This window comes from Corynebacterium renale, assembly GCF_002563965.1.
Taxonomy (GTDB): domain Bacteria; phylum Actinomycetota; class Actinomycetes; order Mycobacteriales; family Mycobacteriaceae; genus Corynebacterium; species Corynebacterium renale.
Genome location: NZ_PDJF01000001.1, coordinates 176,418 through 193,610, shown reverse-complemented (window position 1 = coordinate 193,610; position 17,193 = coordinate 176,418). Strand labels below are relative to the sequence as shown.

General features: G+C 60.0%; 14 protein-coding genes. 9 read left to right on the top strand and 5 right to left on the bottom strand.

Annotated elements, in window-relative coordinates; translation table 11 throughout:
- Positions 1-93: 93 nt before the first annotated feature.
- The 3 genes from ATK06_RS00880 to ATK06_RS00870 all read left to right on the top strand — a co-directional run bounded on the left by ATK06_RS00880 (position 94) and on the right by ATK06_RS00870 (position 3,851).
- Entirely contained in the window at positions 94-1,272 is a 1,179-nt protein-coding gene (locus tag ATK06_RS00880; RefSeq protein ID WP_098389361.1) for an amidohydrolase, read from the top strand.
- 136 nt (positions 1,273-1,408) lie between these two features.
- A complete protein-coding gene (locus ATK06_RS00875) occupies positions 1,409-2,815 on the top strand; it encodes an NAD(P)H-quinone dehydrogenase (RefSeq protein ID WP_098388683.1) in 1,407 nt (468 codons plus the stop codon).
- A 61-nt stretch (positions 2,816-2,876) separates the two neighbouring features.
- Entirely contained in the window at positions 2,877-3,851 is a 975-nt protein-coding gene (locus tag ATK06_RS00870) for a diaminopimelate dehydrogenase (protein ID WP_048381467.1), read from the top strand.
- A 49-nt stretch (positions 3,852-3,900) separates the two neighbouring features.
- Here ATK06_RS00870 and ATK06_RS11145 read toward each other — a convergent pair whose 3' ends face one another.
- A complete protein-coding gene (locus ATK06_RS11145; RefSeq protein ID WP_161796013.1) occupies positions 3,901-4,041 on the bottom strand; it encodes a hypothetical protein in 141 nt (46 codons plus the stop codon).
- 280 nt (positions 4,042-4,321) lie between these two features.
- On the opposite strand from ATK06_RS11145, the gene ATK06_RS00865 reads away from it, so the two are divergent.
- Together ATK06_RS00865 and ATK06_RS00860 are read left to right on the top strand one after the other, a co-directional pair.
- Entirely contained in the window at positions 4,322-7,735 is a 3,414-nt protein-coding gene (locus tag ATK06_RS00865) for a pyruvate carboxylase (RefSeq protein ID WP_408608283.1), read from the top strand.
- A 205-nt stretch (positions 7,736-7,940) separates the two neighbouring features.
- The gene (locus tag ATK06_RS00860) at positions 7,941-9,185 is read left to right on the top strand and encodes an HNH endonuclease signature motif containing protein (protein ID WP_143341366.1); all 1,245 of its coding nucleotides are present in this window, start codon (positions 7,941-7,943) and stop codon (positions 9,183-9,185) included.
- A gap of 51 nt (positions 9,186-9,236) precedes the next feature.
- On the opposite strand, the gene ATK06_RS00855 is transcribed toward ATK06_RS00860, so the two are convergent.
- Both ATK06_RS00855 and ATK06_RS00850 read right to left on the bottom strand, forming a co-directional pair.
- On the bottom strand, positions 9,237-11,018 hold the full coding sequence (locus tag ATK06_RS00855; protein WP_048381461.1) for an acetyl/propionyl/methylcrotonyl-CoA carboxylase subunit alpha: 1,782 nt from the start codon (positions 11,016-11,018) through the stop codon (positions 9,237-9,239).
- A 145-nt stretch (positions 11,019-11,163) separates the two neighbouring features.
- Entirely contained in the window at positions 11,164-12,069 is a 906-nt protein-coding gene (locus tag ATK06_RS00850) for a sulfurtransferase (protein WP_048381459.1), read from the bottom strand.
- Between the two features lie 256 nt (positions 12,070-12,325).
- Here ATK06_RS00850 and ATK06_RS00845 point away from each other — a divergent pair, with 256 nt between their 5' ends.
- Both ATK06_RS00845 and ATK06_RS00840 read left to right on the top strand, forming a co-directional pair.
- The gene (locus ATK06_RS00845; RefSeq protein WP_048381456.1) at positions 12,326-13,384 is read left to right on the top strand and encodes a Cj0069 family protein; all 1,059 of its coding nucleotides are present in this window, start codon (positions 12,326-12,328) and stop codon (positions 13,382-13,384) included.
- A gap of 88 nt (positions 13,385-13,472) precedes the next feature.
- A complete protein-coding gene (locus tag ATK06_RS00840) occupies positions 13,473-13,922 on the top strand; it encodes a DUF4282 domain-containing protein (RefSeq protein ID WP_053072888.1) in 450 nt (149 codons plus the stop codon).
- On the opposite strand, the gene ATK06_RS00835 is transcribed toward ATK06_RS00840, so the two are convergent.
- Positions 13,919-14,332: a DUF3151 domain-containing protein gene (locus tag ATK06_RS00835; protein WP_048381454.1), complete on the bottom strand. Its 414-nt coding sequence runs from the start codon at positions 14,330-14,332 to the stop codon at positions 13,919-13,921. The two genes, ATK06_RS00840 and ATK06_RS00835, sit on opposite strands and share 4 nt — an antisense overlap.
- Before the next feature lie 113 nt (positions 14,333-14,445).
- Between ATK06_RS00835 and ATK06_RS11360 the strand changes: the two genes are divergently transcribed.
- A complete protein-coding gene (locus tag ATK06_RS11360) occupies positions 14,446-15,852 on the top strand; it encodes an acyltransferase family protein (RefSeq protein WP_231913473.1) in 1,407 nt (468 codons plus the stop codon).
- Positions 15,806-16,609: an SGNH hydrolase domain-containing protein gene (locus ATK06_RS11355; protein WP_231913474.1), complete on the top strand. Its 804-nt coding sequence runs from the start codon at positions 15,806-15,808 to the stop codon at positions 16,607-16,609. The genes ATK06_RS11360 and ATK06_RS11355 overlap by 47 nt, the downstream gene beginning before the upstream one ends.
- Here ATK06_RS11355 and ATK06_RS00825 read toward each other — a convergent pair.
- Positions 16,543-17,166 carry a Maf family protein gene (locus tag ATK06_RS00825; protein WP_048381452.1) on the bottom strand — a complete coding sequence of 208 codons (624 nt, stop codon included), beginning with the start codon at positions 17,164-17,166 and terminating at the stop codon, positions 16,543-16,545. The genes ATK06_RS11355 and ATK06_RS00825 overlap by 67 nt on opposite strands.
- Between the last annotated feature and the right edge of the window lie 27 nt (positions 17,167-17,193).

Below are 17,193 nucleotides of genomic sequence, written 5' to 3'. Positions count from 1 at the left end.
TGGCCAGAGTTATTGGTTAAGACCCTCAGGTCTGCGGTGCACGTTCCGTGCAGCCGGTGGCGGTTGCGCGGTGTCAAAGGAGTTCAACAGGTGGTGGAAGCGTCTTATACGCATGCGGTCAACACGTGGTTGGCGCAGCATAAAGACCAGGTGATCCAGTGGCGCCGGCACATCCACCGTCACCCTGAACTCTCTAATCACGAGTACGCCACCACGGACTTCCTCGTGGAAACTCTCACCGCCCACGGTTTACACCCAGTCCGGCTGCAGAATACGGGCTTGTACGTGGACATCGGCCCCGATACACCAGAGAAGTTAGCCTTCCGTGCAGACATTGATGCACTCCCGTTGGTGGAGGTCACGGGCCTTGACTTCGCGTCGGTGAACCCTGGTGTGTGCCACGCGTGCGGCCATGATGTCCACACCACCGTCGCCCTTGCTTTAGCGTGCGCGCTCTCCACCGTGGAACTCAAGGTGGGTGTGCGGGTGATTTTCCAGCCCGCCGAAGAGGTTATTGACGGTGGTGCCACCGACGTTATTGCGCAAGGCGTGCTGGATGGTGTGGGCGCTATATATTCCGTCCACGTGGAACCGAAACTACAGGTCGGCCGCATTGGGGTGCGCACTGGTGCGATCACCTCTGCGACGGACGTGCTCACCGTAGAGATTGCGGGCGCAGGCGGGCATTCTTCGCGTCCGCACATGACCCAGGACGTGGTGTACGCAGTTGGTTCCGTGATTACCCAGCTGCCGGCGTTGCTGTCGCGCCGGGTTGATCCGCGCACGGGGACCGTCTTGGTGTTTGGGCACGTGGAGTCTGGGTCGGCCCCGAATGCGATTCCGCAGCGTGGCCTGATTCGCGGCACTGTGCGCACCGCCGATATTGGGGTGTGGCGCGATATCGAACCGCTGGTCCGGGAGCTCGTTGCCCAGATTGTGGAGCCTACGGGCTGCCGCGCGGAGGTCACCTATACCCGTGGCGTGCCGCCAGTGCTTAACGATGAAGTAGCCACCGCGATTCTCGCTGATGCCGCGAGCCTCATCGACCCCGGTGCCGTCGTCGAAGCGCCGCAGTCGTCGGGTGGTGAGGATTTCTCCTGGTATCTGGAGAAAGTGCCGGGCTCTATGGCACGCCTCGGCGCATGGTCGGGCGAGGGCGCCCAGCAGGATCTGCACCAGGGGGATTTGCTTGTCGACGAACGCGCCATCGGTGTGGGCGTCCGGCTTTTTGCGGGGGTCGTGGAGAAATTCCACCAGCGCTTGGGGTCGTAGGTGTGGAGCCGGGAGGCGTCGAGAAGCGGGCATAGTCCCACGAAAGGTTCACCCCACTGGTTGCAGTACGGGTGTACTGGGATAGACTTGGGCGCACACCACTTTTACCCCAACCTTTACGGAGGACAGCCCACACATGGCTCGCAGAATTGTGATTATCGGCGGCGGACCTGCAGGTTATGAAGCAGCACTTGCAGGCGCAAAATACGGCGCAGATGTAACTCTTATTGAAGACCAGGGCTTGGGAGGGTCCGCGGTCATTCACGACTGCGTCCCGTCGAAGACCTTCATCGCCGGCACGAACATTAAGACGGACCTGCGCCGCGCCGATGATATGGAGCTGGACAAGGGGATCGGGGACATCGAACTCCACTTGGATGCGCTGAACGGTCGCGTCCAGGCGCTGGCTACGAAGCAGTCTGACGACATTCAGCGCCAGATGGTGCGCATCGGGGTCAAGATTATTAACGGGCGCGCACGGTTCGATGACAAGAACACGAACCAGATGACGCACTACATCCACGTCGACCGCGCCGACGGCACCGAGGAGACCGTAGAGTGCGACCTGGTACTCATCGCAACGGGTGCCCGCCCACGTATCCTGCCCGACGCACAGCCAGATGGCGACCGCATTCTCACCTGGCAGCAGGTGTATAACCTCACGGACATGCCGGAGCACCTCATCGTCGTTGGTTCCGGTGTCACGGGCGCGGAATTCGTGTCCGCATTCGCTGAACTGGGTGTGAAGGTCACCCTGGTGGCATCGCGTGACCGTATTTTGCCTCACGACGACGCCGACGCCGCTGACGTCCTCGAAACAGTTCTCCAAGGGCGCGGGGTCTCGCTGGAGAAGCATGCGCGCGTATCCAAGGTGGAAAACACCGGCTCGGGGGTTATCGTGCACACCACTGACGGCCGCGCGATCGAAGGTTCCCACGCTTTGATGACGGTAGGTTCCATCCCGAACACCGAAGATTTGGCGCTCGATTCCGCAGGCGTTGAGGTGACCCAGTCCGGGCACATTAAGGTGGACCGCGTTTCGCGCACGAATGTCAACGGTATTTACGCCGCCGGCGACTGCACTGACCTCTTCCCGCTGGCCTCAGTCGCAGCGATGCAGGGCCGTATCGCCATGTACCACGCGCTGGGTGAGGGCGTGTCCCCGCTGCGCATGAAGACTGTTGCTACCGCGGTGTTCACCCGCCCTGAGATCGCGGCCGTCGGCGTGACCGAAGCTGAGATTGAATCCGGTGAGGTGAGCGCGCGTTCCATCATGCTGCCACTATCGACGAACCCACGTGCCAAGATGCGTTCCCTCCAGCACGGCTTTGTCAAACTTTTCTGCCGCCGTAACTCCGGTTTGGTGATCGGCGGTGTGATTGTGGCGCCTTCAGCATCCGAACTGATCCTCCCGGTCGCGGTCGCTGTTAGCAACAACCTTACGGTCGCTGACCTGGCCGATTCCTTCGCCGTGTACCCGTCACTGTCCGGCTCGATCACGGAGGCTGCACGCCGGCTCGTGGCGCATGACGACTTGGGCTAAAAAAGAGTATTTTAGTTCGGGTACATCACATACGAGATTCACTGAAAGGTTGTGAATAGGAATGAGCACGATCCGCGCCGGCATCGTCGGCTATGGCAACTTGGGCAAGTCCGTTGAACGAGTCATCGCCCAGCAGCCAGATATGGAACTTGCCGCGGTATTCTCCCGCCGCGACACACTGGACACCGCAGCGGCGGTGGTCCCTGTCGCCGACGTGGAAAAGTACGCTGACAAAATTGATGTGCTGTTCCTGTGCCTAGGTTCTGCAACAGACATCCCGGAGCAAGCAACTCGCTTCGCTGGCGTGACCACAACTGTTGATACGTACGATAACCACCGCGACATTGCGGGCCACTACGAGCGCATGGATGCTGCAGCGCGCGAAGCAGGGAACCTGGCAATTATCTCCACGGGCTGGGACCCAGGAATGTTCTCCCTCAACCGCGTCATGGCAAAGGCTATTCTGCCGGTGCACCAGAACAATACGTTCTGGGGCCCGGGCCTGTCCCAGGGGCACTCGGATGCACTTCGCCGCATCGACGGCGTTGAGGCAGCTGTCCAGTACACTTTGCCGAACCCAGAGGCTCTTGACCAAGCCCGCGCCGGCAAAGGTGCAGACATCGACTCCAAGCAGGCGCACGTGCGCCAGTGCTGGGTTGTGGCACCAGAGTCCGAGCACGCCCGCATTGAAGAGGAAATCCGCACCATGCCGGACTACTTCGTGGGGTATGAGGTTGAGGTCAACTTCATCGACCGTGAAACCTTCGATCGCGACCACTCTGGTATGCCGCACGGCGGCCACGTGATCACCACGGGCACCGTCGGCGAGGGCGATAAGGCTTCCCAGCACGTCGTCGAATACAGCCTGGAATTGGGTGCGAACCCAGACTTCACCGCTGCGGTCCAGGTTGCGTACGGCCGTGCAGCGGCACGCCTAGCGGCACAGGGTGAAACCGGCGCCCGCACCGTGCTCGAGGTTGCCCCGTACCTGCTTTCCCCAGTACCGCTGGAAGAACTGCTCAAGTCTGACGTCTAAGCCTTAAGCCGTGGCAATCTGCCTCCGATTCCTGAAAAGGGATCGGGGGCTATTTTTTGATCGCTACCACGATTGCCAGTACCGCTGCCACAGCCACGATCGTCAGCGCGACGGCTAGTGAACCGTTGGTGTTGTACGTCAGCAGCGCCAAGACGGCGCCCATGCCCAGAGTCATTAAGGAATTCTTCACGGGTACCACGGTAATAGGGCAGAGGTGACGTCGAGAAGCGTACGACCGTGCACGTCAAAACTGGGAAACATTTGGTCTTAATAAAGTGTTTGAAATTCACCCGCTGCCGCGTGCATATAAAAATCGGACAAAAATACTGCCTGCACAGCACGGGTGTGGCACACGTGACCATTACCCCCGTAGTGTGCGGTCTCACGTTGGCACTAGAATGCTTAGTTACTGTGGGCAGACGGCCAACAGGACGTGACTGACGTGAGTAGTTGAAAGGGGCATGGCAGCGATGGCAGCCAATAGCACACCTTCGTTCAAGAAAATTCTTGTTGCCAACCGTGGCGAGATCGCAGTACGCGCATTCCGTGCAGCGTATGAGGTAGGCGCGGAGACAGTAGCTGTCTACCCGCGCGAGGACCGGAACTCCTACCACCGGTCCTTCGCTAACGAGGCAGTCTCCATTGGTGGCGACGACACTCCGGTGCGTTCGTACCTGAACATCGACGAGATTATCCGCGCCGCAAAGGAAACCGGCGCGGACGCAATCTACCCGGGCTATGGGTTCCTCTCAGAGAACGCAACCTTCGCCCGCGCATGCCGCGACAATGGCATCGCGTTTATTGGTCCACCTCCGGAGGTCCTGGATCTGACCGGCGATAAGGCTAAGGCCGTACAGGTCGCTGAAGAAGCAGGCCTGCCCATCCTGGACGATTCCCCAGCATCTGCAGACATTGATGAACTATGGGGCTACGCGCAAGATCGTGAGTACCCAATCTTCGTGAAGGCCCTGGCAGGTGGCGGTGGCCGCGGTATGCGTGTGGTCCACGACGCAAAGGACTTCAAGCGCCTGGCTGCCGAAGCTTCCCGCGAGGCGGAGGCTGCGTTCGGTGACCCGCGCGTCTACTTGGAGCGTGCGGTCATCAACCCGCAGCACATCGAGGTCCAGATCCTGGCCGACGCAGAGGGCAACGTTATTCACCTCTTCGAGCGTGACTGCTCCGTGCAGCGTCGCCACCAGAAGGTCGTCGAGATTGCTCCGGCGCAGCACTTGGATCCTGAACTGCGCGAGCGCATTTGCGCGGACGCGGTGAAGTTCTGCAAGCACATTGGCTACCAGTGCGCAGGTACCGTCGAATTCCTCGTGGATGAAAAGGGCAACCATGTCTTCATGGAGATGAACCCCCGCATCCAGGTCGAGCACACCGTGACCGAGGAAATCACCCAGGTTGACCTGGTGAAGTCGCAGATGCAGGTCGCTGCCGGCATGACCCTGCCCGAACTGGGCCTGACCCAGGACAAGATTGAGGTCCACGGCGCGGCCCTCCAGTGCCGTATCACCACTGAGGATCCGAACAACGAGTTCCGCCCTGACTCCGGCACAATCAGCGCATACCGCAGCCCTGGTGGCGCTGGCGTGCGTCTCGACGGCGCCGCCTCCCTGGGTGGCGAAATCACCCCGAACTTCGACTCCATGCTGGTCAAGATGACCACGCGTGGCCCGAACTTCGCAGCCGCCGTAGCGCGTGCACAACGTGCACTGGCTGAGTTCACCATTTCTGGCGTGTCCACCAACATTGGCTTCCTGCGTGCTCTGCTCCGCGAGCCGGACTTCACGTCTTCGCGCCTGGACACCTCCTTCATCGACGAGCATCCATGGTTGATGCAGGCGCCACCAGCGGACAACGAAGCCTCCCGAATTCTGGATTACTTGGCTGAGGTGACCGTCAACAAGCCACATGGCGACCGCCCGACTAACCTGCTCCCCGCCGAAAAGCTCCCGACCTTTGATAAGAAGGCAGGACTGCAGCGCGGTTCCCGCGACTTGCTTCTCGACGTCGGGCCGGCCGAGTTTGCTCGCCGCCTGCGCCAGCAGGATGCCCTAGCTGTCACCGACACTTCGTTCCGTGACGCGCACCAGTCGCTGCTGGCGACGCGCGTGCGTACCGCGGCACTTATCCCAGCCGCCGAGGCTGTTGCGCACCTGACCCCGCAGCTGCTGTCCGTTGAGGCATGGGGTGGCGCAACCTACGACGTCGCAATGCGCTTCCTCCACGAGGATCCGTGGGAGCGTCTGGACAAGCTGCGCGAGGCGATGCCGAACATTAATATCCAGATGCTGCTGCGTGGCCGCAATACCGTGGGTTACACCCCGTACCCGGATTCCGTGTGCAAGGCGTTCGTGAACGAGGCCGCAGCATCCGGTATCGATATCTTCCGTATCTTCGACGCGCTCAATGACGTTTCCCAGATGCGCCCAGCTATCGACGCCGTCCTGGAGACCGGCACCACGATTGCTGAGGTCGCGATGGCGTACTCCGGTGACCTGGCGAGCCCGAAGGAAGATCTGTACACCCTTGACTACTACCTGCGTATGGCGGAGGAGATCGTCAAGTCTGGTGCACACATCATCGGTATCAAGGATATGGCTGGCCTCATGCGCCCGGCTGCTGCCCGGAAGCTGGTCACAGCTCTGCGCAAGGAATTCGACCTGCCAGTCCACGTACACACGCACGACACCGCTGGTGGGCAGCTGGCAACCTACCTGGCCGCTGCAGAAGCGGGCGCCGACGCCGTCGACGGTGCTTCCGCTCCGGTTTCCGGCACCACGTCGCAGCCGTCGCTGTCGGCCATTGTTGCTGCGTTCGCGAATACGTACCGCGACACTGGCCTGTCGCTGGATGCCGTCGGCGATTTGGAGCCGTACTGGGAGGCAGTGCGTGCTGTCTACGCCCCATTCGAGTCCGGTATCCCTGGCCCAACCGGCCGCGTGTACAACCACGAAATCCCAGGTGGTCAGCTGTCCAACCTGCGTACGCAGGCAGCATCGCTGGGGCTGGCCGATCGCTTCGAACTCATCGAGGACACCTACGCAGACGTCAACGAAATGCTCGGCCGACCCACGAAGGTGACCCCATCCTCCAAAGTCGTCGGCGACCTTGCCCTGTCGCTGGTAGGTACTGGTGTGACGGCTGCAGAATTTGCTGCCGACCCACAGAAGTACGACATCCCAGATTCCGTCATCGCATTCCTGCGCGGCGAACTGGGTACCCCTCCTGGTGGCTGGCCTGAGGAACTGCGCAACAAGGCTCTTGCCGGGCGTAAGGAAGGCGCCGACCCGACCGCGCCGATCTCCAAGGAAGCCGAGGAAGGCCTGGCCTCTGAGGATCGCGCAGTACGACGCAATACTCTGGACAAGCTGCTCTTCCCGAAGCCTGCCGAGGAGTTTGCGGAGCACCGCCGCCTCTACGGCCGCGTGGACCAGCTCGATGACCTCGAGTTCTTCTACGGTCTCGTCGAGGGCCGCGAGCTGGTTATCCCAGTTCCTGGTTCGCAGCGCAAGATGACGGTCCGCCTCGACGCCGTCGGCGAGCCTGACGAGAAGGGCATGCGCCACGTCACCGCAACGGTCAACGGCCAGATCCGCCCGATGCGCGTGCGTGACGAGTCCGCCGAGTCCATCGTCGCGACCGTCGAGAAGGCTAACCCGTCCAACGAAGGCCACGTCCCGGCACCGTTCGCTGGCGTTGTTACCGTTACCGCTTCAGAGGGCGATGAGGTCAAGGCCGGCGACCAAGTTGCTGTCATCGAGGCAATGAAGATGGAAGCCTCCATCTCTGCGCCTATCGACGGCACCGTCTCCCGTGTTGTCCTCCTGCAGCCAACGAAGGTGGAAGGTGGCGACCTGATCGTCGAGATCAGCTAGCCGTGCTTTAGCTAGTTAACCGGCTCGAGTATTTCGCTCGGGCCGGTTTTCTTAACGGGCTTTGGGGTTCGAACTGTAGTGTTGAAACTGGTGGTAAATGCCTGGTTAAACGTCTCGTATTGACAAGTGTGTGCGAATAAACTACAGTGGGGTGCATAGTAAACAAAATCTCGGCCCGGGGTGGGCCAGAATAGGGGACAGGGCAGTGGAAGACACTGAAATACCACGGCACATTCGGAGGAGACCAGGGGTTAATCCTCCGGCGTATTTCTATCTCAGTGATCAGAGCAATCCGCTAACGGTGATGGCGGAAAATGTGAGGCGCCAAGCCTTCATTTTGCTTGAACATCTCATGCATACGGACGAAAGACCGACCCGGGATTCTATATCTCAAGCGCGCAAGGTGCTGGGTTTTCCGGACTACAAAGCCAGGCGCATTGTTATTGCCGGCATGAAAATCCTGTTCAAATTACCCAAAACCTTGCAGTTGCAGCGCGAGCTAGCGTTGCTTGGCTGGGATTACATCGGGATCCTGGCGTCCGTTTTGGATGGGGCGGATCCAAAGACGTTTGGTGATATCGATGAGATGCTCGCCAAAGTCCTCACGCCGACGATGCCCTGCCAATCCTTCCCCGATGAGACTTCGTTTAGAAAACGCCTCAAACATATTTTGGTGCTCACGAACCCCGAATTGAACCCGGAACCCACCAAGAAAGAGCTGCCACCCTTCGAGCTGTTTAACCCGGGGCAGGAGGGAGGTCCGGCCGAGCTGCGGGCGGAGATGACTACAACGGATGCACTCAAACTAGATGAAGCGATCCGGCACATCACAAGGGAATACACATGTAACCGCGAGGAAGCCTTCTACAAGCTGCTCTTCGACAACATCACTGTGAACCTCACGCTTAACATTTATAGGGCGGAAGATATCCCAGATGCACCAGCGTGGATGTCCGGCGTCGGTTGGATTAGTGGGGAACTGCGCGACGAACTCTTAGCAGAAGTCACTAAGACCAGAAATATCGCAAAGTATAAAGACTTCACGTCAGACTCGTATCGTCCGAGCCCTGGTCTTCGTGCGTATCTTGAAGGTCGCGATGGTACCTGCGCTGTTCCCGGTTGCAATGTGCCCGGGCACAGGTGCCAGAAGGACCACCGTGTGGAATACGCCGAAGGTGGCGAAACCTCTGCAAAGAACCTCGTCGACGTGTGCTCCTTCGACCACAATTACAAAACCAACGGCGGTCTGCACTACATCCTGGACCCAGAGACCGGCACGACAATCTGGTTGCACACCGACGGAACCTTCGAAATCGGTTTAGCCTCCGGGCCACTGTCTCCACAAGGGAAGTGGGAAGCGCAGACCATTGGTCAATATATGGAAAAGCGCCGAAAGCGGGCAAGGAAAAGCCGGCTTCGTCACCGGCTGCGGCCGAACCCTGTGCCTTAAAAGCAAGGAGCCGACTGCCCGCAAGGGGTAGCCGGCTCTAAGCCAGGGAATTTACTTAATCTCAGCCAACTGCTGACCCTTAGTCACGCCAGCGCCAGCCTCGACAGCCAAACCTTCGATCACACCAGACTTGTGTGCCTTCACCGGGTTTTCCATCTTCATAGCCTCAAGGATCATGATGACATCGCCCTCAGAGACCTCGTCACCTTCGGAAACGTTCACCTTGATAACGGTGCCTTGCATCGGCGCGACGACAGCGTCGCCCGATACTGCTGCTGCACCGCCACCGGAACGGCGCTTGCGGCTCTTCTTGCGGGCACCTGCGACGGCACCGCCAATCGCGCCGAAGGAAAGATTCTGGGGCAGCGCAATCTCTACGCGGCGACCATTGACTTCCACGACCACGCGGTGGGACTGTGCTTCCTGCTCAGCAACCTCGGCATCGCCGTCGTATGCGGGGATTGGGTTATCCCACACTTCCTCAATCCACTTCGTGTATACCTCGAAGCCCTCGTCATCGCCAATGAATGCGGGGTTCTCCACGATGTGGCGGTGGAAGGGGAGTACGGTAGGCATGCCCTCGACAGTGAATTCAGACAAGGCGCGGCGTGCACGTTGTAGCGCCTCAGTGCGGTCTTCGCCGTGAACAATGAGCTTGGCCAGCATGGAGTCGAATTGGCCACCCACAACGGAGCCCTCGGTCACGCCGGAATCCACGCGCACACCAGGACCTGCCGGTTCCTTGTACACATTGATGGTGCCTGGCGACGGCATAAAGTTTGAACCCGCATCCTCGCCATTAATACGGAACTCAAAAGCGTGGCCGTGTGGCTGTGGATCCTCCGTATGGCGCAGCACCTGGCCCTCTGCGATACGGAACTGCTCACGCACCAAGTCGATGCCGGTGGTGATTTCCGTAACCGGGTGCTCCACCTGGAGGCGCGTATTGACCTCAAGGAAGGAGATCAAACCGTCCGCGCCCACCAAGTACTCGACCGTGCCGGCGCCGTAATAACCAGCCTCTTTGCAGATGCGCTTCGCGGAATCGTGGATGGTGGCACGCTGCTCGTCAGACAGGTAGGGGGCTGGTGCTTCTTCCACCAGTTTCTGGAATCGGCGCTGCAAGGAGCAGTCACGCGTGCCGGCAACAATCACGTTGCCATGCTGATCGGCGAGGACCTGGGCCTCGACGTGGCGGGCTTTATCCAGATAACGCTCGACGAAGCACTCGCCACGGCCAAAGGCTGCGACGGCCTCGCGCGTAGCGGATTCGAAGAGTTCCTCAACTTCGTCGAGGTCGTAGGCCACCTTCATGCCACGGCCGCCGCCACCAAATGCGGCCTTAATCGCGATAGGGAGCCCGTGTTCCTCGGCGAAAGCCTTGGCTTCGGCGGCGTTTGCTACGGGGTCTTTGGTGCCGGGGACCATGGGGGCGTTGGCACGCTCGGCGATGTGGCGAGCCGTGACCTTATCGCCCAGGGCCGCGATGGATTCGGGGGAAGGGCCAATCCAGGTCAGGCCGGCGTCGATAACAGCCTGCGCAAAGTCCGCATTCTCGGAGAGGAAGCCGTAACCGGGGTGGACGGCGTCAGCTCCTGAGGACTGGCAGGCATTAATAATCTTCTCGATGTTGAGGTAGCTGTCCGCGGCGGTTGCGCCGCCGAGAGCGAAAGCCTCGTCGGCAAGGCGGACGAAGGGGGCGTCTGCGTCAGGTTCTGCATAGACGGCAACGGATGTAATGCCCGCGTCCTGTGCGGCGCGGATTACTCGCACTGCAATCTCACCACGGTTGGCAATGAGTACCTTGGTGATCTTTTTAGCTTCTACTGCCACGTCGGCGACCTTTCTCCTGCTCTATAAGCCTTAAGCTACGCAAGCGTAGCTTAGTTTCTGTGTACATACTACACACACATACTTCCGGTATCGGCAACCAGATGCTTTTGTGTTACAAATTGCGTCGCCCGGAAGTCTGTGAGGGTTAGAGTTCCGGCTGGTTATCACCCTCAGGCGTGGGGCCAACAGCAATTGGCATGCGCACGCGCGAACCCCACTCGGCCCAGGAGCCGTCGTAGACACGCACGTTGTCGTAGCCCAAAAGGTACGTCAGGACGAACCACATGTGCGAGGCGCGGTCGCCTAAGTGGCAGTACACGATAATAGGCTTGTCGGTAGGTACATCTGCCGCAATCTCGTCAAGTTCCTTGCGGCCACGGAACGTATTGTTCGGGTAAATGGCCTTGTTGTGTGAAATGTTAATCGCGCCCGGGATGTGTCCCTCGCGGTTGCCGGTCTTGCGTGCAAATGTGCCCGAGGTGCGCTCTTCCGCCGTGTAGGAGATGGAGGGGCGGGCGTCGATAAGCGTCGAAGACTTCGCGGCTGCTTCTTCTACGACTTCCTCGACGAAAGCACGCAGCAGCTCATCATTGCGCTTGACGACGGGGTAATCCGTTTCCGGATACGCAGGCACGGCAAAGGACGTGTCGCGTTCTTCGCCCATCCAGCCATCGCGGCCGCCATCGAGGAGGCGGACGTCCTCGTGGCCGAACATGGTCAGGACCCACATCGTGTAGGTGGCCCACCAATTGTTGTGGTCGCCATACACCACGATCGTGTCGTCGCGGGCGATGCCCTTTTCGCTCATGAGCTTGGCAAAACGCTCACCGTCGATGAAGTCGCGTGTGATCGGATCATTGAGATCACGCTGCCAATCAATGCGAACCGCACCGGGGATATGGCCAATGTCGTAGAGCAAGGAATCCTCATCGGACTCCACCACCTTCAGGCCCGGCATGCCCAAGTGGGCAGACAGCCACGCCGCAGACACCACTCGCTCGGGGTGTGCGTACTCGGAGAACCGGGGAGAGGGATCGAATTCGATGGGCATGGGTGGCCTTTCTATATCCGCGACTAAGGGGTTAATAGGTATATAAACGCTAATGACCACAATAGTGACCATTCTGTAATAGGTTAAGCCAACCTCCTCCAGTGTGGCGTTCATCATGTTCGCCCCCTCGGAGAGGAGAAAACCACACTCTTTTATTAAAGTTATGTGTAGGCGCTTAACGTCTGCTTACCCGCAGAATCCGGCGTTATTTACAGTCACATCCGACATGTTTCACCTACCTATGTAAGGGGATCCTATGAAAAAAGCCATCGTCGTATTCGAGGTTGAGGGCGGCTCCGACAAGTTCATCGACGGCCACCGCAAGGACACCATGCCGATCGTGAACGCCATCAAAGCAGAGGGCTGGGACGCAGAAGTCGTCTACTACCGCCCCGAGTGGTCCGAGAAGCTGTTCGAGTACGTCTCTGAAAACTTCGACGCCTACATCTCTCGCGTCAACCCAGGCAACATCCCCGGCGGCGAAAAGGGCTACTTCGAACTCCTGACCAAGCTTGCCGACGCCGGCCTGGTAGGCATGTCCACCCCCGCAGAGATGATGGCATACGGCGCCAAAGATGCGCTGGTCAAACTCAACGACACCTCCCTGGTACCCGCTGACACCGCCGCATACTACGAGGTCAAGGACTTCCACGAGACCTTCCCGAAGTCGCTGTCCTACGGTGAGCGCGTACTCAAGCAGAATCGCGGCTCTACAGGTGAAGGCATCTGGCGCGTCCGCCTCGCCGACCCAGAGCTGGCTGCATCTGTCGAACCAGGCACCGCACTGCCACTGGACACCAAGCTCAAGTGCACCGAGGCAGTAGACAACCACACCGAAGACCGCGAGCTCGGCGAGTTCATGGACTTCTGTGACCAGTACATCATCGGCGATAACGGCATGCTCGTCGACATGCGCTTCATGCCACGCATCGTCGAAGGCGAAATCCGCATCCTGCTCGTCGGCCCGCACCCAGTCTTCGTGGTGCACAAGAAGCCCGCGGAAGGTGGCGACAACTTCTCCGCAACCCTGTTCTCCGGCGCGAAGTACACCTACGACAAGCCAGAGCAGTGGCAGGAACTCATCGATATGTTCCACGAAGCTCGCCCCATCATCGCCGAGAAGCTCGGTGGCGACAACATCCCACTGATCTGGACCGCAGACTTCATGCTCGCCGACGGTGAGAATGGTGAAGACACCTACGTCCTCGGCGAAATTAACTGCTCCTGCGTTGGTTTCACCTCCGAGCTCGACATGGGTATCCAGGAGCTCGTCGCTTCCGAGGCGATCAAGCGCGTCGAAGCAAAGCACGCATAAAATAACCGTCTTTTTACCGCGCATAGACCACGGTTCCGTTAAGGTGAACCGTGGTCTATTACTTTTTTACACAGGAAGGATTTCTCCTATGACCAATTCGTTTAATCCTGGCGACAACCTCAACAACAACCCGTGGGGTACTGGGCCGGAGCAGAATCCGTCTAACCCTACACCTGGGCCGGAGTACACCCCAGCGCCAGCTGCCACAAACATCGCGGGTGAGGGCAAGGGCCTGTTTAGCGCGCTGTTCGATTTCTCGTTCCGCCGATTCGTGACCATCGACTTCGTCAAGGTCATCTACATCATCTTCGTCGGCATCTACGGCATCACGTGGGGTCTGAGCATCCTCTTCTCGCTAGCTGCATTTACCAACGGCTTCGCAGAGGGACTCGCTGCCCTGTTCATGGCAGTTGTCGTGGGCGGTATTTTGTTCTTCCTCGCGGTCATCGGCGCACGCGTGACCCTAGAGTTCTTTGTCTCCATGGTCCGTACCGCGCAAAACACTTCCGAACTCGTGGAGCAGAACAAGCTGCGCTAATTATCTAGCAGAGCAGTTACGGAGTGCGGGTCGGCGTCGGAAAGCATCCCGCGGCACCGGTCATATTCATCATCTTCGCCGATCAGGCGCGCCGCGCGGGCAAGGGCGGCGATTGCGCGCAAGACGCCCATGTTCGGCTCATGCGAAGCAGGCACCGGGCCCCAACCCTTCCACCCGTTCGCGCGCAGACGATCCAAACTGCGGTGGTAGCCGGTGCGTGCGTAGGCGTAGGCCTCTAGCTTTTCCGCATCCGTCTCGGCTGATGCGAGGGCGGCCTCCGCTTTCGTCGCCCAGACCAGGGGGCTATCGGGGTGGCGTAGCGCAGTGCTATCCAAAGTGGGGTCATCGCCTGCGGCAGGGTCGACGGGCAACATGATCGGATCGGGGGCTAAGAGATCGTTAATTTCCATGCCCCCAACCTAGACCAGAAGCAGCCGCCCGTGCAGAACCGCTGTTTCTTTTCTGTCTGCCATCCTTGATAGAGTGTGACACCTCATAGGAAGGGCACAGCTAGGGGATTCACGTGGCAACACAATATAGGTATGACCTCGACGGTTTGCGGGGCATCGCCATTGCTTTCGTCGTCCTATTCCACGTGTTCGTCGGCAAGGTGTCCGGCGGGGTAGACGTCTTCTTGGTGCTGTCCGGCTACTTCTTTGCCGGCTCGCAGCTGCGGTACGCAGCACGTCCCGACGCTTCCGCAAACCCGTGGTGGCCAGTGTGGCGCACACTGCGGCGCCTTGTTCCCACGCTCGTGCTCGTACTCGGCGCAACGACCCTTGCAGTACGCACCTGGGCTCCGAGCCTGGGGGACTCCAACTACTACCGCCAGCTGACGGCTAGCCTGCTGTATTACCAGAACTGGGAGCTTGCAGGCCAAGGCCAGGAATATGGGGCCGCCTCCGCGACTGCAAGCCCCCTGCAACACATCTGGTCCATGTCCGTCCAGGGGCAGTTCTACGTGGTGATAATTCTCGTGGCATCGGTCCTGGTGCTGCTGCGGCGGCGCGGGGTGGGGGCCCGCGTCGCCGGGCCGGTCCTCGTTGTAGTCACGGCGGCATCGTTCGCATACGCGTGGTACCTTCACCATGCTGCCCAGGCATTGAACTACTACTCCACATTCTCCCGCATGTGGGAACTCACCGGCGGCGCCTGCCTTGCGCTTTATGCCCCGGCATGGCGCGAGCGCCTCACCCAGAGCATCCAGGCGTGGGCGGCAGGCGTAGGTCTGTTCATGGTCTTAAGCACTGGGGTGCTTCTCGACGGCGCTAGCGTCTTTCCCGGCCCCGCGACCCTCTACCCGGTCATCGGCACAGCGCTGCTCATCGTGGGCGGGGGACCGGTGGCCAGGGCCCTCGCGTCCCGCTTCCCACGCTGGTTGGGCCAGATCGCGTACCCGCTGTATATGTGGCACTGGCCGCTGCTCATCGTGGGGACGTCGATAAGCGGGAACGAATCCCCGAGCATCCTCCTCGGGTGCGTGGTTGTGGGGGCGTCGCTGGTGTTGGCGGACCTGACGCACCGCTTAGTGGAACGGCCGCTGCAGCAGAAAGCCCGCCGCCCGAACGGTGAAGAAAACCGTTTCGCCACAGCCTGGGCACAGCTCAAAATATCTGCCCCTGCGCAAGCACGCGCTGGTGCGGGGGTTGTCGTGGTAGGTCTGTGTGCCCTCGTACTCGTCGCACCGCACGCGCACATGCAACGAGTTCAAGCACTCAGCGACAATGACTTCGACCCCACGTTCTACCCGGGCGCCCGCGCGCTCACCGAGAACGCCTACGTTCCCGAAAATGCCCAACCGCCCCGACCCCTACCTGCTCGCCGACAGTTACTCGCTCGCCTGGGACGATGGCTGCTTCTCCACTTTCGCAGACCCGGCCAACGTGCTACCCCAGGACCTGCACCCCGACCGGGACTGCCGCTACGGTGACCCCGACGGTGACCTGACCGTGGTCCTGCTCGGAGGCTCGCACGCTGAGCAATGGATGGATCCACTCGACCAACTTGGTCGTGAAGAAGGATTCCAGCTCATCCCCATTGCGCGCCAAAGTTGCCCGGCCTTCGCGCAAGACATCGACGGCATCTGGGCCGACGACTGCCACATGTTCAACCAGGTGGCCTTGGACGCCGTCATGGACATGCAACCGGACATCGTGATCTCCACATCCACCCGGCCGCTTTTGGAAAAAGGGCAGTACATGGACTCGGTCCCCGAATCCTATCCCACACTCTGGTCGCTTCTCGACGCCTCCGGCATCACCTTCATCGGCCTCCGAGACAACCCCTGGTTCACCAACGCCGACGGCTCCGGCAAACTAGTATCCCAATGCCACGCCGAAAACGAAGGCACCGACGGCGTCCTTGACTGTGGTGTTGACCGAGCCCTCTTCTACGGCCCTGACAGCCGACCAGACCCGGCGAAAAAATACGAAAGCCAGTACCGCGCCATGCACACCATCGACACATCAGACTGGTTCTGCGGCGCAACATTCTGCCCAGCCGCGATTGGAAACATCTACGTGTACCGTGACGGCAACCACATTTCCCGGCCCTACGCCATGAGCCTTATCCCGGAACTACGGAAACACATCGCCCCCATCCTTGCCGCAGTCCGCGACAATCAGGCCCTAGAACCAGTGCCAGAGGTAGGGGCCCAAAACTCGTGGGCGGAATACCCAAACGAATAAAGCGCCCTGCGCACCAACGGCAAAGAAAGGCCAATGACGCTGGAAGGATCGCCCTCAATCCGGTCGATAAACCACCCGCCGAGGGCCTCCAGCGTGAAAGCACCCGCGCATTCGAGGGGCTCGCCAGACTCCGCGTACGCGCGAATATCTTCCTCGGTGGCTTCCGCGAAATGCACGGTCGTGGAGACTGTCTTACTAAATTCCGAACCGTCGGAATCGATTACGCAGTGGCCAGTGAGCAGCTGCGCGGATTTTCCAGCCTGCGTCCGCCACCGATCCACGGTTGCTTCGACGGTATGCGGTTTGCCTTGCAGGGTGCCGTCGAGAAGCAACATGGAATCGCAGCCAATAGTCACAGCCCCCGGCTGCGCACCCACGGCACGAGCCTTCGCCTGCGCCAACGTGAGGACCTGGGCGGAATAATCGGCACCGGCCTCGACGGCGCGTGCTAAAATCGCGGGCTCATCGATACTGGTGGGGCGGACGTCCGGCTCCACGCCAGCGGAACGCAAAATTCCCAGCCGCGAAGGGGACTGGGAAGCCAAAATAATACGCATGCGCCCCAGTATAGGGGCTAGATAGGG

Excerpts from the sequence above, each read along its gene's own strand:
- ATK06_RS00875 (WP_098388683.1), top strand. The coding sequence starts at position 1,409 with ATGGCTCGCAGAATTGTGATTATCGGCGGCGGACCTGCAGGTTATGAA.
- ATK06_RS00870 (WP_048381467.1), top strand. The coding sequence starts at position 2,877 with ATGAGCACGATCCGCGCCGGCATCGTCGGCTATGGCAACTTGGGCAAG.
- ATK06_RS00865 (WP_408608283.1), top strand. The coding sequence starts at position 4,322 with ATGGCAGCCAATAGCACACCTTCGTTCAAGAAAATTCTTGTTGCCAAC.
- ATK06_RS00850 (WP_048381459.1), bottom strand. The coding sequence starts at position 12,069 with ATGCCCATCGAATTCGATCCCTCTCCCCGGTTCTCCGAGTACGCACAC.
- ATK06_RS00845 (WP_048381456.1), top strand. The coding sequence starts at position 12,326 with ATGAAAAAAGCCATCGTCGTATTCGAGGTTGAGGGCGGCTCCGACAAG.
- ATK06_RS00840 (WP_053072888.1), top strand. The coding sequence starts at position 13,473 with ATGACCAATTCGTTTAATCCTGGCGACAACCTCAACAACAACCCGTGG.
- ATK06_RS00835 (WP_048381454.1), bottom strand. The coding sequence starts at position 14,332 with ATGGAAATTAACGATCTCTTAGCCCCCGATCCGATCATGTTGCCCGTC.
- ATK06_RS00825 (WP_048381452.1), bottom strand. The coding sequence starts at position 17,166 with ATGCGTATTATTTTGGCTTCCCAGTCCCCTTCGCGGCTGGGAATTTTG.